The organism is Embleya sp. NPDC008237 (assembly GCF_042956465.1).
GTDB lineage: Bacteria > Actinomycetota > Actinomycetes > Streptomycetales > Streptomycetaceae > Embleya.
Genome location: NZ_JBIBGL010000021.1, coordinates 98,989 through 116,170 on the forward strand (window position 1 = coordinate 98,989; position 17,182 = coordinate 116,170).

Sequence of the window (17,182 nt, forward strand, 5' to 3'; positions counted from 1 at the left end):
TTGAAACGGTTCGGCTTCGATCACGCCGAGCATCTCCCGCACACGGCCGAGACCCACATCACCCTCGGGCAGGGCGAATGCGCGAGCGGGCACGCGCACGTCGATCACCGCCGGCCCCGCGCGCGTCACCGGCCGGCGCGGCGACCACCGCCGTCCTCGCGCTCGCCCAAGCCCCCACCGCGCCCGGCGACGCCGCGCTTGTTCACGGCCTCCTCGACCGCGTCCGCCGGCGGCGTGAGCGCCCGCGCCCCGGCCGAGAAGCTGGACGCCGTCCCCGGAATCGGCCCGGCCACCGCGCAGATCATCCTCGCCAGATCGGCGCGGACATGAGCCGCTTCCTCACCCCCGAACACCTCGTCTCATGGGCGACGTTGTGCCCCCGCACGATCCAGTCCGGAGCGAAGAACACCGCGGGCCCGGCCGGGCAGGGCAACCCCTGGCTCAAGGGCGCCCTCGGCGAGGCCACCAACGCCGCAGCGCGCACCGACACCTCCACGGCGCCCGCTACCGGCGCATCGTCAAACGCCGCGGCCACGCCAAAGCCCTGGTCGCCGTCGCCCGCTCGATACTCGTCATCGCCTGGTACCTGATCAACGAACCCAACGCCTCCTACCGGGACCTCGGCGCCGACTGGCACCAACGGCATCTCAACCCCGCCCGCAAGACCCGCGACCTCGTCCGCCGGCTTTAAGCCCTCGGCCACCAGGTCACCCTCGAACCCATGCCGCCTGACCGATCTCACCCACATCCGGTCCGCAAGCGGCCCGGATGCTGCCGCCTGCCTGGCTGAGCATTGATTTTCTTCACCGCCCAGCCGAAACCGCACGTCGCCCCCGAGCGCCCTTCCTACCGCCTCGCTCCGCTGCCGGAGCGAGGCGGAGGCCCCAACGAAAAGTCGGCTCCGGCCCCTTCGGCGACTCCTCCGGCGGCGCCTGCCCGGTCGCCTCGGCAGGCCGACCGGCTCGAACGGCCGCGGTCCGGCACCGGCTCCGCGACACGGCGTCTGCCTCGAACGGCGGAAGCGGCCCCGAGCCGGTGCGCGTGGTGCGGACGCGCCCGTCCATGGCGATCGCGGCATACGTCCTTCATCACTTGACGAATTGCATTTTTCTTCAATTCCATACACTCTAGTGTCGAAGGTGGGCGGTCCGCCGTGCGCGTACGTGCCGCAAGGACGGTGGCGGACGTGGCCGTCGGGAACGACCCGCCGGGATCCCACCCCGACGGCCCGAGCGGGTTCGGCGGGAGGCGGCCCCCGCCGGACGGAGTCCGCAGGGAGGCGGATGTTGTACGCGTCGGAGGACGGCGACGTCGGTGACACGAGCAAACCGTGTGTCAGTCCCCGGGTCGGAAACGGCCCAGGCCGGGCCCGCGAGCGAGAACGAACACGGAAGGGACTGAGGATGGCGCCGGTTCCGCTGTATCAGGCGAAGGCGGAGTTCTTCCGCATGCTCGGGCACCCGGTGCGCATCCGGGTCCTGGAACTGCTCCAGGACGGACCGCTGCCCGTGCGTGATCTGCTCGCTGCGATCGATATCGAGGCGTCCAACCTGTCGCAGCAACTCGCGATCCTGCGCCGCTCCGGGATCGTGACCTCCAGTCGCGACGGATCGACCGTGGTCTACGCGCTGGCTGGTGGGGACGTCGCCGATCTGATGCGCGCAGCGCGACGCATCCTCACCGAGATGCTGGCCGGACGCAACGAACTGTTGGAAGAGTTGCGCGAGGCGGAAGCCGACGCACGGTGAGCACGCCTCCGCTGTTCCGGATGTTCGCGCGGGTGGGTTCCCTGTTGCCCGGGCGCGCCGATGTCGCGGCGATGCGCTGCGCGCCGCGTCGCGATCTGCTCGCCGGGTTCACGGTGGCGATCGTGGCACTGCCGCTGGCGCTCGGGTTCGGGATCTCCTCGGGACTGGGCGCGGAGGCGGGGCTGGCGACCGCGGTGGTCGCCGGAGTGCTCGCGGCGGTGTTCGGCGGGTCGAACCTCCAGGTCTCCGGGCCGACCGGGGCGATGACCGTGGTGCTGGTGCCCATCGTGCACGAGTACGGCGCAAACGGCGTGTTGACCGTAGGCTTTCTCGCCGGTCTGCTGCTGATCGGCCTGGCGTTCGCCCGAGCCGGGCGGTACATGGCGTACGTCCCGGCCCCGGTGGTGGAGGGCTTCACCCTCGGGATCGCCGGGGTCATCGCCCTGCAGCAGGTCCCGGCCGCGCTGGGGGTGCCCAAGCCGGAGGGTGACAACACCGCGGTGGTGGCGTGGCGGGCAGTCGAGGCGTTCGTGCGCGAACCGCACGGCATCGCCTTGGCGTTGGCCGGGTCGGTGGTGGTGGTGATGCTGCTGGGCGCGCGCCGCCGGCCGACCGTTCCGTTCTCGCTGCCGGCGGTCGCGGCGGTGACCGTCGTCGCGCAGACCGCGCATCTCGACGTGGCGCGCATCGGTGAACTGCCCGCCGGATTGCCCGCCCCGAATCTCGGGTTCCTCGAGGTTTCGGCGTTGTCCTCTCTGTTGGCGCCCGCGCTGGCGGTCGCCGCGCTCGCGGCGTTGGAGTCGCTGCTGTCCGCGACCGTGGCCGACGGTATGACGGTCGATCAAAGACACGACCCGGACCGCGAGTTGTTCGGTCAGGGCATCGCCAATCTGGTGGTGCCGTTGTTCGGCGGGGTCCCGGCCACCGCGGCGATCGCGCGGACCGCGGTGAATGTACGTACCGGCGCAGCCTCGCGGCTGGCCGCGATCACGCACGCGCTGGTGCTGGCGGCAGTGGTGTTCGCCGCCGCGCCGCTGGTGGCGAAGATCCCTCTGGCCGCACTCGCCGGGGTGCTGCTGGCCACCGCGATCCGCATGGTCGAGGTCGGCTCGGCGCGGGCGATGGCTCGCGCGACCGGCTCCGACGCGCTGATCCTGGTACTGACCGCGGCCGCCACCCTCGCCCTGGACCTGGTCAAGGCGGTCGTCCTCGGCCTGCTGGTCGCCGGGGCGCTGGCGCTGCGGGCGGTCGCCCGGAACGTCCGGGTGGAGAACGTGCCGCTGCGTGAGGATCTGCCGAAGGACCACGGCGCGGAGGAACATGCCCTGTTGGCCGAGCACATCGTGGCCTACCGCCTCGACGGCCCGCTGTTCTTCGCCGCCGCGCACCGCTTCCTGGCAGAGTTGTCGCAGGTCGCCGACGCACACGCGGTCATCCTGCGCATGTCGCGGATCAGTATGCTCGACGCGTCGGGGGCACTGGTACTCAAGGAGGTCGTCGAGCGACTGGAGCACCGCGGCATCACCGTCTATGTATCCGGCATCCGTCCCGGCCACCACCGCACCCTCGACGCCCTCGGCGTGGTGGATCGACTGCGCGCCGAAGGGCGGGTGTTCGCGGCTACGCCCGAGGCGATCGCGGCGGCCCGGCGTCGTCTGCACGGCGCGGGGATTCTGCCCGGCGAACCTCCCGAGCAAGGCCGGGGGAACGCCCGTCTGGAGAACGTCCCCTGATCGGGAACCGCGCTCTTGCGCCCCCACCCGCCTCGGGTCTCGAAGGCGCGGCCCGTGGCTGCTCGAGGTCACCGGCTCCCCAGCCGAACACGCAGGCATCGACATCGCCTGCCACGACATCGACCACAGGGGCGAGACCCCGTGGATCACCCCACCGGCGCCCAACGGCGGCTCGGTGCGTCCGATCATCCTTTACGGGAGGCCTCCACCATGACATACGAGATCACCGTCATCCCCCGGAACGGAACTCCACGGCCTGCCAGGCGAGTCGATGCCGCCGCCGTGCGCACCGCACTCGCCCGAGCCGCAGTCGATGGCACACGGCTGCGTATCCGCCCGGCCACGACCGACTCCGCGGAAGACGCGCCCACTTCGCAAGGACACCCGTCGTGATCGATCGACCGCCCGAGACTCCCCGAACCCCCGCATCCGCGCCGCGTCCGCCGGTGAGGGTCGGCGAATCCCAGAAGGACATCGAACGCGGCATCATCCGCTGGATGCTCCTGTTCCTGTTCGGCACCCACCTCATCGGCGGGGCGATCTGGCTCGCCATGTATCTCACCGGCCACGGCTGACACCACCCGAACAACGTGTGTCCCGTCACAGGGCCTCGGGGTCCGAAGCGGTGCCGTTCGGATGGAGCGTGGTGTGGTTCGGCTCGGCAACGTACAGCGCAGGGCCGAATGACCCTGAGAAAGACCTCGTGACCGGGCCGGGAGACCCTGTGCGGAACGGTCGAGCGGGAGCAGGGTGGGGACGTACCCCTCACAGAGGAGGAACCCATGGACACGCGTCTGTCGCAGAACCGGCCGCCGTGCGTGGTCGTCGGACTGGACTCGGACCCCTTGGTCAATCACGGGTCCGTCCGGTGGGCCGCTCACGAGGCGGCCCTGCGCGGGGCCGTGCTGCACTTGGTGCACGCCTGGGAACCGATGTCCGTCCACCGGGCGCACTACGCGCCGATGCACACCCTCGTCGACCCGACCGTGCAGCGCCGGGGGGTCCGCGAGCTACTGGACGCGGCCGAGCAGAGCGCACACCACATCCGGCCGGACCTCACCGTCGTCCGTCGCCCGATCGAGGGGCCGACCGTGCCGGTGCTGCTCGGCACGGCTCACGAAGCCGCCCTGCTGGTCTTGGGCAGCCTCCCCCGCCGCGTGGATGGGCGCCCGCTCGGGCCCGTCACGCGCGAGTGCCTGCGCTGCGCACCCTGTCCGGTGGTCACCGTCGGTGCCGCGCCGGACGGGGAAGACCGCCGCCCGATCCCCGTGGCCACACACATGACAGGAGTAACGCAATGACCGAGACGACGCAGTTCACCCCGGACGCGAATACGCGCGTTCCGACCGTGCGCGAGGTGATGCACGGCCCCCTCGTTTCGGTGGCCCCCGAGGACACGTTGTGGGCGGTGATGGACAACATGGTCACCACTCGACTGCACCACGTCGGTGTCGTCGACGGCGATCGGGCCCTCGGCCTGATCAGCGACCGCGACCTCGCCGCCGTCTGGACCCTGGACCCGTTGGGGCTCAAGCAGCACACCGCCGGACGCGTCGTCGCCGACACCGAGACGACCTTCGTCTCCCCCGACATCGACGTGGTGACAGCGGGAGAGCAGTTGCTCAAGCACCGCCGCGACGCGCTGCTCGTCGTCGACGCCGGCGGCGCCGCGCTCGGGATTCTCACCGACCGCGACCTGTTGACCGTTCTCCTGAGACTGCACCGCCCGATACGGTGACAGCGTGACCCTCGGGCGTCGGCGACGTCCGACCATGGAGCTGCGTGCGATCTCGGGAGGAGGGCTGTGTCGACACCGCCCATCCGCGTGTTCCTGCTGGACGACCACGAGGTGGTTCGCAGAGGCCTCGCCGACCTGCTCGGTGGCGAACCCGACATCGAGATCGTCCGCGAGTCCGGCTCGGCCGCCGAAGCCGCCCGGCGCATCCCGGCGTTGCGCCCCGACGTCGCCATTCTCGACGGCCGCCTGCCGGACGGCAGCGGGATCGACGTGTGCCGCGAGGTGCGCTCGCGCTTCCCGGAGATCAACGCGCTGATCCTGACCTCGTACGACGACGAGGACGCGCTGTTCGCGGCGATCATGGCCGGCGCGGCGGGCTACGTGCTCAAGCAGATCCGCGGTCGGGACCTGATCGCCGCCGTGCGCACGGTCGCCGCCGGACAGTCGCTGCTCGACCCCACGATGACCACGCGCGTCCTGGAACGGGTACGTCGGGGACCGGCCGCGGAGCCGGGGCCGACCGGACTCAGCGAACGGGAACAACAGGTCCTGGAGCACATCGCCCAGGGGCAGACCAATCGCGAGATCGCCGAGAGCCTCGGCCTGGCGGAGAAGACGGTCAAGAACTACGTCTCGGCGGTCCTGAACAAACTCGGCCTCGAACGCCGCGTCCAAGCCGCCGTATACGCGACCGAGTTGCACCAAGGCAACGAGCGACACCAGACCTGAGACCGACGGATCCCGGCGCACCCCCACCTGTGTCCCACGTCCGATATCGGCCAACGGGCATCCGTGGTTCCGCCGTCGTTGGCAACGAAAGTGCGCATCGGCGGGATGGGGCGGGAACCGCGTCAGCCCACCTCGGTCCGTCGGGTCGCGCGACGTCGGTGCCCGCGACCCGCACACGGCCGGTCCCGCCGCGTTACGACGTCGACGAGGGTGGGGTGGTCGACCTCGCCCGTGAGCTGTACGACGGCGTCGCGGATCTCGACCTCGATCGTTCCGGGATCCAGGCACCGCGCCTCGCCGAGGACCTCGCGCTCGATCTCGGTTCTGATCTCCGCGTCCGACCGCACGAGGGCACCCAGCAGGTCGCAGCGACTGACGATGCCCACCAGTCGCCCGGACCGGTCCACCACCGGTAGGCGCTTGACGTGGTGGCGGTCCATCAGCCGAGCCGCCCACAGGGTGCTCGAGGTCGTTGCCACGGTGATCGCCGGCGCCGTCATCAGTCCCCGGGCGGTGAGCGCCTCGTCGGGTGGCGGTGCCTCGCGTTCCCGCGCCGAGTCCTGCGGTGTCCGCGACGTCGTCGTCGCCGACATCACGGTCGCCGCCACCCCGACCGCCACCGCCTTCCGTCGTGTACGAGGTGCCGTCCGGACGGCCCTCGCCGCCTTCACCCCGGCCTGGCCGTATGTCCCGGTGACGCTGTATCACCGCACACCCGAAATCCGGCGCGAGTGATCCGGCCGAACGCCTCGCAGGTCCCCTCGGACCCGGCCATTTTCCGTACGAGCGGGTCCAACGGCCCTGCCGGAACCCTCCCTGTGGCGCAACCGTCGGGGGAGGCAGCGCATCCATCCACGGAGGCGGCACACATGGACGACGAAACGGCGGGCACACACCGCCCCGACCACCTTGTCCTGGCGGTCGGCGTGCGACGGCGGCGGCGTGATCTCGGACTGACGGTGCGGCAACTCGCGCGCCGTACGGACCTGTCGGTGGACTGGCTCGAACACTTGGAGGAAGGGTCGGCGCCGGTGTCGTTCGCGGCGCTCACCGGTTTGGCGGCGGCATTGGGTACCAGCGCCCAACACCTGTTGCGCGGCATCGAGGAAGCACCGCCCTCACCGGAACCGGCACCCGCAGTCCCTCCCGCACCCGAGACCCGGGAACTGATCGTGATGACCGAGGAGGAGTGCCGGGCCCGACTGTTCCTGCACGATGTCGGGCGCGTTGCCCCGGCCATGACCCGGGAACCGTTCGTGCTGCCGGTCGACTACCTGATGGACGGCACGGATGTGCTCTATCGCAGCGCGGCGGGCTCGCGGCCGGCCACACTGGTCGGGCGGGTGGCCTTCGAGGTGGACGAGCTGATTCGGATCGCCCGATGGGGATGGAGCGTGCTCGTGATCGGCGACGCCGAGCCCGTGACCGATCCGGCCGACACGGCCCGGTTGGCGACAGCGGAGGCTCGTACCTGGTCCGAAGGTGTCCCGGAGGTTTGGACCCGGGTCTGTCCGAGGGAGGTCACCGGCCGCAGGTTGCGTCCCCGGAGGGGTGACGCCTGAGCCCGTGCGAGTCTCGGTTGCCGAGACTGTGCCGCGGATGCGATCCCCGTGCCCGCACATCGAATCCAGATCAATCGCGAGGGAGTACACATGATGAACCCGGATCGAGTCCTTGTCGTCGACGCGGGGTCGTCGACAGTGAAATTGTCGGTACTGGAGCCGACTGACAGGGTCGTCTGCGCGTCGACCATCGAGTGCCCCGACGTGATTCCGGACGGGGCGGTTTCCGGATTCCTGCGCGATGCCGGCCCCGTCGACGCGGTCGGTCACCGGGTGGTGCACGGCGGGGCGGAGTTCACCGGTGCGACGCGCTCGACCCGTCGGTGTTCGCGCGGATCGCCGGCCTCGCGCCGTCGGCGCCGCTGCACCAGGGGCGAGCGCCAGCGGGGATCGACGCGGTTCGCCGGGCCCTGCCGGGCGTGCCGGCGGTCGCCTGCTTCGACACGGCGTTCCATCGCACCCTGCCGGCGGAGGCGAGCACCTACGCCCTGCCGGAGGGCTGGCGTACGAAGTGGGAACTGCGCCGGTACGGCTTCCACGGCCTGTCCCACGCGTACGCCGCCCGGCGCGCCTGCGAACTGGCCGGCGTCGAACCGGCATCGGCGCGCGTGGTGAGCTGCCACCTGGGCGCGGGGGCCTCGTTGGCCGCCGTACGCGGAGGCGCTCGCCGGGCACGGCGGGGACATGCAGGCCATCCGCGCCGCCGCCGAGGCCGGCGATCGGCGCGCCGGAATCGCCCGCCGGATCCACGCCTACCGACTCCGGACGAAGATCGCCGCCATGGCCGCCGCGATGGGCGGCCTGGATGTCCTCTCCTTCACCGGAGGAGTGGGCGAACACGACGACGCCATCCGCGCCGACGCCGTCCGCGAACTCGCCTTCCTGGGCGTACGCCTCGACCCGCGGGCCAATGCCGAGGCGCGCGGCGACGCCGACGTGAGCGCCTCCGACGGCCCCGTCCGCACGCTCGTCGTCACCGCCCGCGAGGACGTCGAGATCGCCCACCAGACGCGTTCACTCGTCGCCTCCGAAAAGAGCACGCGACCTCACCCGGCGGCCCGGCTCGGCCCCTCCAAGCGGGCCGTTCGGCAGGGTCGGTCGGGCCCTCCGCCCCTGCCGGGCGCCTGAGGACGCGGCCAGTGTGTGAGGTGTCGAGAACGAGTCGATCGAGCCCATCGAGAGGCCACCATGACGACTACCACCACACACCCTTCGGACGTCGACCTCGCGCCTTGGCGCGACTTCCGCCTCGGAGCGTGGCAACACGACATCGACGTCCGCGACTTCATCCGCACCAACCACCTGCCCTACACCGGCGACGCGGACTTCCTGTGCGGCGCCACGCCGCGCACGCTCGCGGTGTGGGGCCGGGTGTCCGCGCTGTTCCCCGAGGAGCGCCGCAAGGGCGTGCTGGACATGGACACCACGACACCCTCCACGATCACTTCGCACGCCCCCGGCTGGATCGACCGCGACCGGGAGTTGATCGTGGGCCTGCAGACCGACGCCCCGCTCAAGCGGGCGATCATGCCCAATGGCGGGCTGCGCATGGTCGAGGCCGGGCTGCGCGCGTACGGCTACGAGATGGACCCGTTCGTGCGCGCGGTGTTCGGCACCTACCGCAAGACGCACAACGACGCCGTCTTCGACGCGTACACCCCCGAGATCCTGCGGGCCCGCCGGGCCGGACTGATCACCGGACTCCCGGACGCCTACGGCCGCGGGCGGATCATCGGGGACTACCGGCGCGTGGCCCTGTACGGCGTGGACCGCCTGATCGAGGAGAAGAGAGCCGATCGCCGTGCTCTGGACGCGCTGCCCGCCACGGGTGAGGTGATCCGCGATCGGGAGGAGCTGGCCGAACAGGTGCGTGCCTTGGGTGAGCTGAAGGAGATGGCCGCGAGCTACGGCTGCGACGTCTCGCGTCCGGCGGCGACCGCGCGCGAGGCCGTGCAGTGGCTGTACCTGGCCTACCTCGCGGCGACCAAGGAGCAGAACGGCGCAGCAATGTCGCTCGGCCGCACCTCCACGTTCCTGGACGTCTACCTGGAGCGGGACCTGCGCGAGGGCCGCATCGACGAGAGCCGCGCCCAGGAACTGATCGACGACTTCGTGATCAAACTGCGGATCATCCGCTTCCTGCGCACCCCGGAGTACGATGCGCTGTTCTCCGGCGACCCCACCTGGGTCACCGAATCCCTCGGCGGAATCGGCACCGACGGACGTCCGCTGGTCTCCCGAACCTCCTTCCGCTACCTGCGCACCCTCTACAACCTCGGCCCGGCGCCCGAACCGAACCTGACCGTGCTGTGGTCGCCCCGACTCCCGGGCGCCTTCAAGCGGTACTGCGCACAGGTCTCGATCGACACCAGCTCGATCCAGTACGAGTCCGACGACCTGATGCGCCCGATCACCGGCGACGACACCGCGATCGCGTGCTGCGTGTCGGCGATGGCCGTGGGCAAGGACATGCAGTTCTTCGGCGCCCGAGTCAACCTCGCCAAGGCCCTGCTGTACGCGATCAACGGCGGCCGGGACGAGATCAGCGGCGAGCAGGTCGGCCCGAAGTCCCCTCCGCTGGCCGGCGATCGACTCGATCCGGCGGAACTCGACGCCGCGTTCGACCACGTGCTCGACTGGCTCGCCGGCACCTACGTGGACGCGCTGAACATCATCCACCACATGCACGACAAGTACGCCTACGAGCGCCTGGAGATGGCCCTGCACGACCACCCCGTGCACCGCACCATGGCTTGCGGCATCGCCGGACTCTCGGTGGTCACCGACAGCCTCTCGGCGGTCCGGCACGCCGGCGTCGAGGTGATCCGCGACCCCGACAACGGCCTGGCCGTCGACTACCGCGTCCTGGGCGAATACCCTGCGTACGGCAACAACGACGACCGCGCCGACACGATCGCCGTCGACCTGGTGCGCTCGTTCCTGACCAAATTGCGGCGCCACCCGACCTACCGGGACGCCGAGCACACGCTGTCCGTGCTGACCATCACCTCCAACGTGGTCTACGGCAAACACACCGGCAACACCCCCGACGGCCGCCGGGCCGGCACGCCGTTCGCCCCCGGTGCCAACCCGATGAACGGCCGCGACCGGCACGGCATGGCCGCCTCCGCGCTCTCGGTCGCCAAGATCCCCTACGACCTGGCCCGCGACGGCATCTCGCTGACCTCGACCGTGACCCCGGAGGGACTCGGCCACGACCCGACCGAGCGCGCCGACAACCTGGTCGGCCTGTTCGACGGCTACTTCGCCTCCGGCGGCTTCCACATGAACGTCAACGTCCTCGACCGGGCCACGCTCACGGACGCCATGGAACACCCGGAGCGGTATCCGAACCTGACCATCCGCGTCTCCGGATACGCGGTCCGCTTCGTCCGCCTGACGCGCGAGCAACAGCTCGACGTGATCAGCCGGACCTTCCACGAGGCCCGGTGAGCACGTTGCGACAGCTCCCGGGCCCTCTCCCGCACGGCCTCCGGGCGCGCAACGACGGCCACATGGGCATGGTGCACTCGTGGGACATGTCCACGGGCGTGGACGGACCCGGGACCCGCTTCGTGCTCTTCGTGAACGGCTGCCCGCTGCGTTGCCTGTACTGCTCCAACCCGGACACCTGGCACCTGCGCGACGGCCGTTCCACGGACGTCGAGGAGGTGATGGACAAGATCACGGCCTGTCGGGAGTTCCTGCTCGCGAGCGGCGGAGGCGTGACGGTCACCGGCGGCGAGCCGCTGCTCCAGGCGCGCTTCGTCGAAGCGGTGTTGTGCCGCTGTCGCGAACTGGGCCTGCACACCGCCCTGGACACCTCCGGATACCTCGGCGCCCGCGCCGGTGAACGGCTGCTGTCCGCGACCGACCTCGTCCTGCTCGACATCAAGTCCTTCGACCCCGACGCCTACCGTCGACTCACCGGCCGCGAACTCGCGCCCACCCTCACCTTCGCCCGGCGGCTCGCCGACATCGGCACCCCCGTGTGGTTGCGCTTCGTCCTGGTACCGGAACTGACCGAGGACGCCGCGATGATCGACGAACTTGCCTCCTTCGCCGCGGGGTTGGGCAACGTCGAACGTGTCGATGTGCTGCCCTTCCACAAACTCGGTGCCGCCAAGTACGACGATCTGGATATCACGTTCGCGCTCCGGGACACACCGGCGCCGACGGCCGAACTCGTCGAGCGGGTGCGCGCGCAGTTCCGCGCGCACGGCCTCCGTGCCCACTGAGCGAAAGAAACGGCGGTAGGGACCGGGATCGGGAGCCGACGGCGCGTGCGAACGTGACCGGTACACCGCACGCACTCCGAAAGCCGGGGAGCCATGGCCGCGTCCGAGGTCACCGTCGCATGGATCGCCGCAAGCGGCACACCCGCCGGCGCCCTGGCAGGCGCCGCCGCGATGCGATTCGGGGCGTTGGCCGCGGTGCGCGCTGCGGTGGTCCACGAGGTGCACCAGGCGGAGACAGATCTGAGCACATTCCTGAACCCTTTCCTCGACCTGCGCCGCCGACTCGCGCCGGTCGCGGCCGCGATGACCGTCGGACCGTCCTGGTAACGCCTGGCACCGATGGTCCCCACCACCGTGCCACCGTGGCGCCTGCTCGCCGACGAGGCGCCGAGGCTGCTTGTGATGCCCGGCGAGGTCGCCCGCTGCGCCGCGGCCGTGGACGACGAGATAATCGCCCGCCAAGCCCGGTCCGAGCCGGTGCTCATGCGTACGGGCAGCCGCGGTAGAGGAGTTGGCCGCCGTGCTCGACCGGTTGATCCGGGCCTTGCCACCGGCCGTCAAGCGGTACGTGCAGGCGGGGATGGGCACGATCCATTGATGCGCATCCACGACCGGGAGGTCGTCCGCCTGCACAGGGCGGGACTGCCCTGTCGGGCGTCCGCGGTGAGCGGGACGGTGAGGCAAGGCGCCACCCACTCGTGTGAATGGAGGGTGACCGGACCGGACACCGCTCGTCGTCGCGGCGACCGACGGCTCGCCCGAGGCGACCGCGGCCGTGATCGAGGCCGCGGACGAAACGGCCCGACGCCGCGCGGAGTTGGAGATCGTTTTCGTTTGGCACGGCTCGGCGCACGAGCGGCACGCCGTGGTGGTCGGCGTCGCCGGTGAAGACAGCCGCGCGCGCCGGGTGGGAGCGATCGCGGTGCACGCCTGGACTTCCCCGAGATCCCGCGGGCGTTGTGGGAGCCTCATGGGGCCGAGTCGCCCTACCACCGGGCCGAGGAGTTCGCGCGGCGAGTGCTCGCCACGGTGGTGGCGCCGCTGCGGGAGGCCAACCCGCAGATGACAGTCGAGGAACGCGTGGTGTGGGCCGGTACCGGCGCCGCACTGGTTGCGGCGTCGCGGGACGCGGGCCTGGTCGTCGTCGGGCGGAATCCCTCGCCACACCACTTCGGGCCCCCTCTGGGACACACGACGATCGCACTGCTGCACCACGCGCACGCACCGCTCCTGGTCGTGCCGTCGGACTGAGTCCCCGTCGCCGAACGCGCGAGACCGCCGGGTGTTGCGCCACCCGGCGGTCTCGGTCTATGCACGCGGGACGGATCAGCCGATGGGGATCAGCAGAACCGGTGCCTTGCTGTGGTGCAGCAGGACATGGGCGACGTGGCCGAGGTTGGGACCGAAGCGGCCGTGGCGGCGGTGGGCGGCCAGCACGATCAGGTCGGCCTCGTCGGTGGTGTCCAGGAGCGCGTGAGCGGGAACATCGCAGGCGACCTGCTCGGTGACGGACACCTCGGGATACTTGTCCACGAACGGGGCCAGGGCCGCGCCGAGCGTGGACTCGGCGGCCTTGCGACCTTCGTCGCCGGACCATAGCGGAGCGGCGTAGGGCGCCGCGGGGGACAGCGGCGGCGTCCACGCGTGCACCGCGCGGAGGGACACGCCGCGTGCCTGTGCGGCGTCGAACGCGGCCTCGACGGCGAGGTGGCAGTCGAAGTCGGAGATGCCCACGACGACCGTGCCCGGCTCGTCCGCCGGGGCGTTGGTGTTTCGCGCGTGGACGACGAGGATCGGGCACCGCGATGTGGCGGCAACGGACAGCGAGACCGAACCCAGCAACAGGCCGACGAAGCCGCCCCGACCGCGATTGCCGAGGACGAGGAGCGCCGCGCGCCCGCCGGCCTCCTCAAGGGTCGGGACGATCGGAGCGAGGGTGACGGTGCTGACGATCACCAGGTCGGGGTGCCGCCGACGGGCCCGGTCGGCGGCCTTGGCGACCAGGATCTCCGCCTCGCTGCGTAACTGCGCCGCGTAGCCGTCCTCTTCGCGCGCCGGAGCCCATTCGACGACGTGCAGCACCTCCAGCGGTACGTGTCGCAGCGCCGCCTCGTCGGCGGCCCGGTCGATCGCGAGGTCCGAGATCGGGGAACCGTCCACGCCCACGACGACGTGACCGCGCACGGTCGCGTCGTCGGCACCTGCGGTTGCGCCGGCCGAAATGTCGTCGTTCACGTCGAACTCCCGGGATCGAGTGAGTATGAGGTATGGGTCAAGCAGCGGAACCGTGATCCCGCCGCGGTGCGCTACGAAGTGTTTCCGGAGCCTGCGTGGTCTCAGCCTTCTGCGGGGTCGTCGTTCGCCGAGCGGTGTGGTCCGTACAGGTCCAGCAGTCGCAGTCGGCTTGCCTGGAGGCGGCCGGCGATCACCTGTGCGCAGGCGAGGGTGATCGCTCGTCCGAAGTCGGGGTCGCGTTCGCATTCGGCCCGCACCGCGCCCGCGTCGAACTCCACGGCCCGCACGGTGCCGACGGCTCGGCCGCTCAGATGCCACCGATAGGGCGGGAACAGCCGGCTCCAGCCGACGAGTTCGCCCGGTCCCAGCGTCTCGACGGTCGCCGCGTGCCCGCCGGGGACGTGCATGTCCAGGCGGACGGCGCCGCCTTCGACGAGCCAGAAGGTGCGGGCCGGGCGCTCCTCCTCGAACAGGCGGGTGCCCGGTTCGAGCACGACCGGTCGGCCGAACGCCAGGAGCCGGTCCAGGTGTTCCCTGGGATGCGGCCGATACGGCCGGAGACGTGGAACACGGTGTCCTCCTCAACGGCCGGGCGAGCGGTGCGCCGGGTCGGGCCTGATGTGGCTGTCGTCGAAGTCGAAGGTCAGGGTGTGCGTCACGTTCTCGACGCCGTCGACGGCGCGGCACAGCCGCACCACGATGTCGATGAGACTGCGGTTGTCGACCGCCCCGGACAGGCACACCACCGCGTCGCGCACGTCGACCACGATCGTGCCGGGCTCCAGCCACAGTGCGCTGCGCAGTACGTCGCGCTCGATCTCGGTCCGGATGTCCTCGTCCGGGCGCAGGAAGGTGCGCAGTAGGTCGCAGCGGCTGACGATGCCGATCAGCCGCCCGTCGGCGTCGACCACCGGGAGGCGCTTGACGTGGTGGCGGTCCATCAGACGAGCCCCTTTGAGGGTGCCGGCGACGGGTTCCACGCTCACTACGGGCGTGGTCATCAACTCGTGCGCCGCGTGGCCCTCGCCCTTGCTGTGCCGGTTCGCCAGTCGGCGCAGGCCCGGGAGGAGGTGGGTGTCATCGGCCTGCTCCACTTGGGCGCGCAGCAGGTCGGCCTCCGAGACGATGCCCAGGATCCGCCGTTCGTCGTCGACGACCGGTAGTGCGCTGATCCGCCAGGCGTCCAACGCGGCGACGATGTCCTGGAACTCGGCGTCGGGACCGATGGTGACCACGTCACGGGTCATGACGTCCTCGATCTTGCGTTGCAACATGCGAACCCCCTGGTCGATATTCGGCGGGTCACCGAGACGTCGGTGGTGACGTCTTCGGCCGGACACCACGAGCGTGTCGCCGTAGAGAATGCCGGGACAGGGCCGCGTTGCCCGGTACACCGGGCCGAACGGCCCGGTGCGGACCGCGCCCCGGCGTCGGTGTGCCGTACGCCCGCGCGGGCGTGATGACCAACGGCGCCACCATCGGGACCTTCGGCACCGGCGCGTCGGCGCGCGGGCGGCCACGCTGCAAGCGTTCGGCCGGAGCAGTTCCGCCATGGCACCCCGCCCCGTCCGGTCGAACCTCATCGCGACGACGAGGATGCGCCATGCTCGGGAAAAGAACGACCTCCGCCCACCGCACAACCGAGGAATCGGTTTCGCCCGCCGATGAAGCAGGCCGCTCCGGCTCCACCTTCGGACTGCCCACGGCCACGGCCCTGGTCGTGGGCAGCATCATCGGCACCGGCGTGTTCGCCCTGCCGGCCGCGCTCGCGCCGTACGGGCCCATCTCCCTGGTGGCCTTCGCCATCGTCACCGTCGGCGCCCTGGCCCTGGCGGTCACGTTCGGCCGGCTGTCCCGGCGGGTGCCCGGCAGCGGGGGCCCTACGTCTATGCCCGGGAGGCGTTCGGCGAGTTCGCCGGCTTCCTCAATGCCTGGTCGTACTGGATCACCGCATGGGCCGGCAACGCCGCGATCGTGGTGGCCTGGGTCGGCTACGTCGAGGTCTTCGTCAACACCAACCACAACACCTGGGGTTCGGTCGCCATCGCACTGACGGGCCTGTGGATCCCCGCCGCGATCAACCTGGCCGGCCTGCGCAGCATGGGCGCCTTCCAGATCGTCACCACCGTGCTCAAGTTCGTTCCGCTGATCCTGATGGGCACCGTCGGCCTGTTCTTCCTGGACACCGACAACCTCGGCACCTTCAACGCGCACGGCGGATCACCGATGGGCGCGATCTCCGCCGCCGCGGCCATCGCGTTGTTCAGTTACATCGGGTTGGAGACCGTCTCGGTCGCCGCCGGCCGGGTCCGCGAGCCCGCCCGCAACGTGCCGCGTGCGACCGTGTACGGGACGCTGGCCTGCGCGGCGGTCTACCTGCTCGGCACCCTCGCCGTCTTCGGCGCCGTCCCGCACGCCGAACTCGTCGCCTCCAGCGCTCCGTTCACCGACGCTGCGGATCACATGGCGGGCGGTTCCTGGGCCGGCAACGCGGTTGCGGTGGCCGCCATCGTGTCCGGGATCGGGGCGCTGGGCGGCTGGACGATGATCTGCGCCGAGATGCCCTACGCCGCCGCCCGCGAGGGCCTGTTCCCCAAGGCATTCGCCCACAAGCGCGGCGACATCCCCGTCTTCGGCATCCTCGCCGCCACCGTCCTGGCGTCGCTGATCACGGTGGCCGCCTACACCAGCTTCGACAACGTGTTCACCAGCATCGTGTTGCTGAGCGTGCTGACCGCAGCGATCCCCTACCTGTTCTCCGCCGCCGCGCAGCTGTACTGGCTGCTCACCCACGCCCGCCAGGCGAGCCGGGGCCGCTTCGTGCGCGACGTGCTGATCGCCGGCACCGCGTTGGCGTTCTCCTACTGGTCGATCCAGGGCAGCGGCTACCAGACCGTCTACTACGGACTGTTCGCCGTACTCCTCGGCATCCCCGTCTACATCTACCTCAAGCGAGACCGCGGGGAGTACGGGGAGCAGGAGGCTCCCCCCGCCGTGACGTCCCTCGGGCAGCCCACCCCACCGCGGAGTCCCTCGATGCCCCAAGGACACGCCGCTTGACGCCCCCTGCGGGCCGGCGAACGTGCCCGCACGTCGACGAACCCGGACGGGGCCGAAGGTCCCGTCCGGGAGCCATCTGCCTCTGGCATCGACCGCCGCTCCCACTGAACCGGTCGCGCAGCCGCCCCGGCGGAACCCG

Annotated in this window: 17 protein-coding genes and 3 pseudogenes; 15 read left to right on the forward strand and 5 right to left on the reverse strand. The window is 70.9% G+C overall.

The window, feature by feature from the left end:
* Positions 1-125: 125 nt before the first annotated feature.
* Positions 126-353 carry a hypothetical protein gene (locus ACFZBU_RS40275; RefSeq protein WP_391588817.1) on the reverse strand — a complete coding sequence of 76 codons (228 nt, stop codon included), beginning with the start codon at positions 351-353 and terminating at the stop codon, positions 126-128.
* On the opposite strand from ACFZBU_RS40275, the gene ACFZBU_RS40280 reads away from it, so the two are divergent.
* The 7 genes from ACFZBU_RS40280 to ACFZBU_RS40310 all read left to right on the forward strand — a co-directional run bounded on the left by ACFZBU_RS40280 (position 327) and on the right by ACFZBU_RS40310 (position 5,948).
* Positions 327-590 (forward strand): transposase, encoded by a 264-nt coding sequence (locus ACFZBU_RS40280; RefSeq protein WP_391588739.1) that lies wholly within the window; start codon positions 327-329, stop codon positions 588-590. The genes ACFZBU_RS40275 and ACFZBU_RS40280 overlap by 27 nt on opposite strands.
* An 813-nt stretch (positions 591-1,403) precedes the next feature.
* On the forward strand, positions 1,404-1,748 hold the full coding sequence (locus ACFZBU_RS40285; RefSeq protein WP_391588740.1) for an ArsR/SmtB family transcription factor: 345 nt from the start codon (positions 1,404-1,406) through the stop codon (positions 1,746-1,748).
* Between the two features lie 20 nt (positions 1,749-1,768).
* Positions 1,769-3,481 (forward strand): SulP family inorganic anion transporter, encoded by a 1,713-nt coding sequence (locus ACFZBU_RS40290; RefSeq protein WP_391588810.1) that lies wholly within the window; start codon positions 1,769-1,771, stop codon positions 3,479-3,481.
* A gap of 389 nt (positions 3,482-3,870) precedes the next feature.
* Entirely contained in the window at positions 3,871-4,056 is a 186-nt protein-coding gene (locus ACFZBU_RS40295) for a hypothetical protein (protein WP_391588741.1), read from the forward strand.
* A gap of 207 nt (positions 4,057-4,263) precedes the next feature.
* A complete protein-coding gene (locus ACFZBU_RS40300) occupies positions 4,264-4,782 on the forward strand; it encodes a universal stress protein (protein ID WP_391588742.1) in 519 nt (172 codons plus the stop codon).
* The gene (locus ACFZBU_RS40305; RefSeq protein ID WP_391588743.1) at positions 4,779-5,219 is read left to right on the forward strand and encodes a CBS domain-containing protein; all 441 of its coding nucleotides are present in this window, start codon (positions 4,779-4,781) and stop codon (positions 5,217-5,219) included. Before ACFZBU_RS40300 ends, ACFZBU_RS40305 begins: the two co-directional genes overlap by 4 nt.
* A 66-nt stretch (positions 5,220-5,285) precedes the next feature.
* Positions 5,286-5,948, forward strand: a complete 663-nt coding sequence (locus ACFZBU_RS40310) for a response regulator (protein WP_391588744.1) — start codon at positions 5,286-5,288, stop codon at positions 5,946-5,948.
* 122 nt (positions 5,949-6,070) lie between these two features.
* On the opposite strand, the gene ACFZBU_RS40315 is transcribed toward ACFZBU_RS40310, so the two are convergent.
* A complete protein-coding gene (locus tag ACFZBU_RS40315) occupies positions 6,071-6,568 on the reverse strand; it encodes a CBS domain-containing protein (RefSeq protein ID WP_391588745.1) in 498 nt (165 codons plus the stop codon).
* A gap of 249 nt (positions 6,569-6,817) precedes the next feature.
* Between ACFZBU_RS40315 and ACFZBU_RS40320 the strand changes: the two genes are divergently transcribed.
* The 7 genes and pseudogenes from ACFZBU_RS40320 (at position 6,818) to ACFZBU_RS40350 (ending at position 12,999) form a co-directional block, all read left to right on the forward strand.
* Positions 6,818-7,510: a pyridoxamine 5'-phosphate oxidase family protein gene (locus tag ACFZBU_RS40320; protein ID WP_391588746.1), complete on the forward strand. Its 693-nt coding sequence runs from the start codon at positions 6,818-6,820 to the stop codon at positions 7,508-7,510.
* 323 nt (positions 7,511-7,833) lie between these two features.
* Positions 7,834-8,110, forward strand: a pseudogene (locus tag ACFZBU_RS40325) (acetate/propionate family kinase); the annotation flags it as partial.
* 72 nt (positions 8,111-8,182) lie between these two features.
* Positions 8,183-8,638 (forward strand): annotated as a pseudogene (locus ACFZBU_RS40330) (hypothetical protein); the annotation flags it as partial.
* Positions 8,639-8,698: 60 nt separating this feature from the next.
* On the forward strand, positions 8,699-10,963 hold the full coding sequence (gene pflB, locus ACFZBU_RS40335) for a formate C-acetyltransferase (RefSeq protein ID WP_391588747.1): 2,265 nt from the start codon (positions 8,699-8,701) through the stop codon (positions 10,961-10,963).
* Between the two features lie 62 nt (positions 10,964-11,025).
* On the forward strand, positions 11,026-11,748 hold the full coding sequence (gene pflA / locus ACFZBU_RS40340) for a pyruvate formate-lyase-activating protein (RefSeq protein WP_391588811.1): 723 nt from the start codon (positions 11,026-11,028) through the stop codon (positions 11,746-11,748).
* Between the two features lie 93 nt (positions 11,749-11,841).
* Complete coding sequence (locus ACFZBU_RS40345) at positions 11,842-12,075, forward strand: hypothetical protein (RefSeq protein ID WP_391588748.1); 234 nt, start codon at positions 11,842-11,844, stop codon at positions 12,073-12,075.
* A 630-nt stretch (positions 12,076-12,705) separates the two neighbouring features.
* Positions 12,706-12,999, forward strand: coding sequence for a universal stress protein (locus ACFZBU_RS40350; protein ID WP_391588749.1), 294 nt, complete (start codon positions 12,706-12,708; stop codon positions 12,997-12,999).
* 75 nt (positions 13,000-13,074) lie between these two features.
* Here the strand turns inward: ACFZBU_RS40350 and ACFZBU_RS40355 are convergent, their stop codons facing one another.
* The 3 genes from ACFZBU_RS40355 to ACFZBU_RS40365 form a co-directional block, all read right to left on the reverse strand.
* Positions 13,075-13,983 (reverse strand): universal stress protein, encoded by a 909-nt coding sequence (locus tag ACFZBU_RS40355; protein ID WP_391588750.1) that lies wholly within the window; start codon positions 13,981-13,983, stop codon positions 13,075-13,077.
* Positions 13,984-14,084: 101 nt separating this feature from the next.
* Positions 14,085-14,477 carry a Crp/Fnr family transcriptional regulator gene (locus ACFZBU_RS40360; RefSeq protein WP_391588751.1) on the reverse strand — a complete coding sequence of 131 codons (393 nt, stop codon included), beginning with the start codon at positions 14,475-14,477 and terminating at the stop codon, positions 14,085-14,087.
* An 87-nt stretch (positions 14,478-14,564) separates the two neighbouring features.
* On the reverse strand, positions 14,565-15,257 hold the full coding sequence (locus tag ACFZBU_RS40365) for a CBS domain-containing protein (protein WP_391588752.1): 693 nt from the start codon (positions 15,255-15,257) through the stop codon (positions 14,565-14,567).
* 329 nt (positions 15,258-15,586) lie between these two features.
* Here ACFZBU_RS40365 and ACFZBU_RS40370 point away from each other — a divergent pair.
* Positions 15,587-17,043: pseudogene (locus tag ACFZBU_RS40370) on the forward strand (amino acid permease).
* The last annotated feature ends 139 nt before the right edge of the window (positions 17,044-17,182 follow it).

Coding starts and splice junctions, on each gene's coding strand:
- ACFZBU_RS40300 (WP_391588742.1), top strand. CDS start 4,264: ATGGACACGCGTCTGTCGCAGAACCGGCCGCCGTGCGTGGTCGTCGGA.
- ACFZBU_RS40290 (WP_391588810.1), top strand. CDS start 1,769: ATGTTCGCGCGGGTGGGTTCCCTGTTGCCCGGGCGCGCCGATGTCGCG.
- pflB (WP_391588747.1), top strand. CDS start 8,699: ATGACGACTACCACCACACACCCTTCGGACGTCGACCTCGCGCCTTGG.
- ACFZBU_RS40320 (WP_391588746.1), top strand. CDS start 6,818: ATGGACGACGAAACGGCGGGCACACACCGCCCCGACCACCTTGTCCTG.
- ACFZBU_RS40365 (WP_391588752.1), bottom strand. CDS start 15,257: ATGTTGCAACGCAAGATCGAGGACGTCATGACCCGTGACGTGGTCACC.
- ACFZBU_RS40305 (WP_391588743.1), top strand. CDS start 4,779: ATGACCGAGACGACGCAGTTCACCCCGGACGCGAATACGCGCGTTCCG.
- ACFZBU_RS40345 (WP_391588748.1), top strand. CDS start 11,842: ATGGCCGCGTCCGAGGTCACCGTCGCATGGATCGCCGCAAGCGGCACA.
- ACFZBU_RS40280 (WP_391588739.1), top strand. CDS start 327: ATGAGCCGCTTCCTCACCCCCGAACACCTCGTCTCATGGGCGACGTTG.
- pflA (WP_391588811.1), top strand. CDS start 11,026: ATGGGCATGGTGCACTCGTGGGACATGTCCACGGGCGTGGACGGACCC.
- ACFZBU_RS40285 (WP_391588740.1), top strand. CDS start 1,404: ATGGCGCCGGTTCCGCTGTATCAGGCGAAGGCGGAGTTCTTCCGCATG.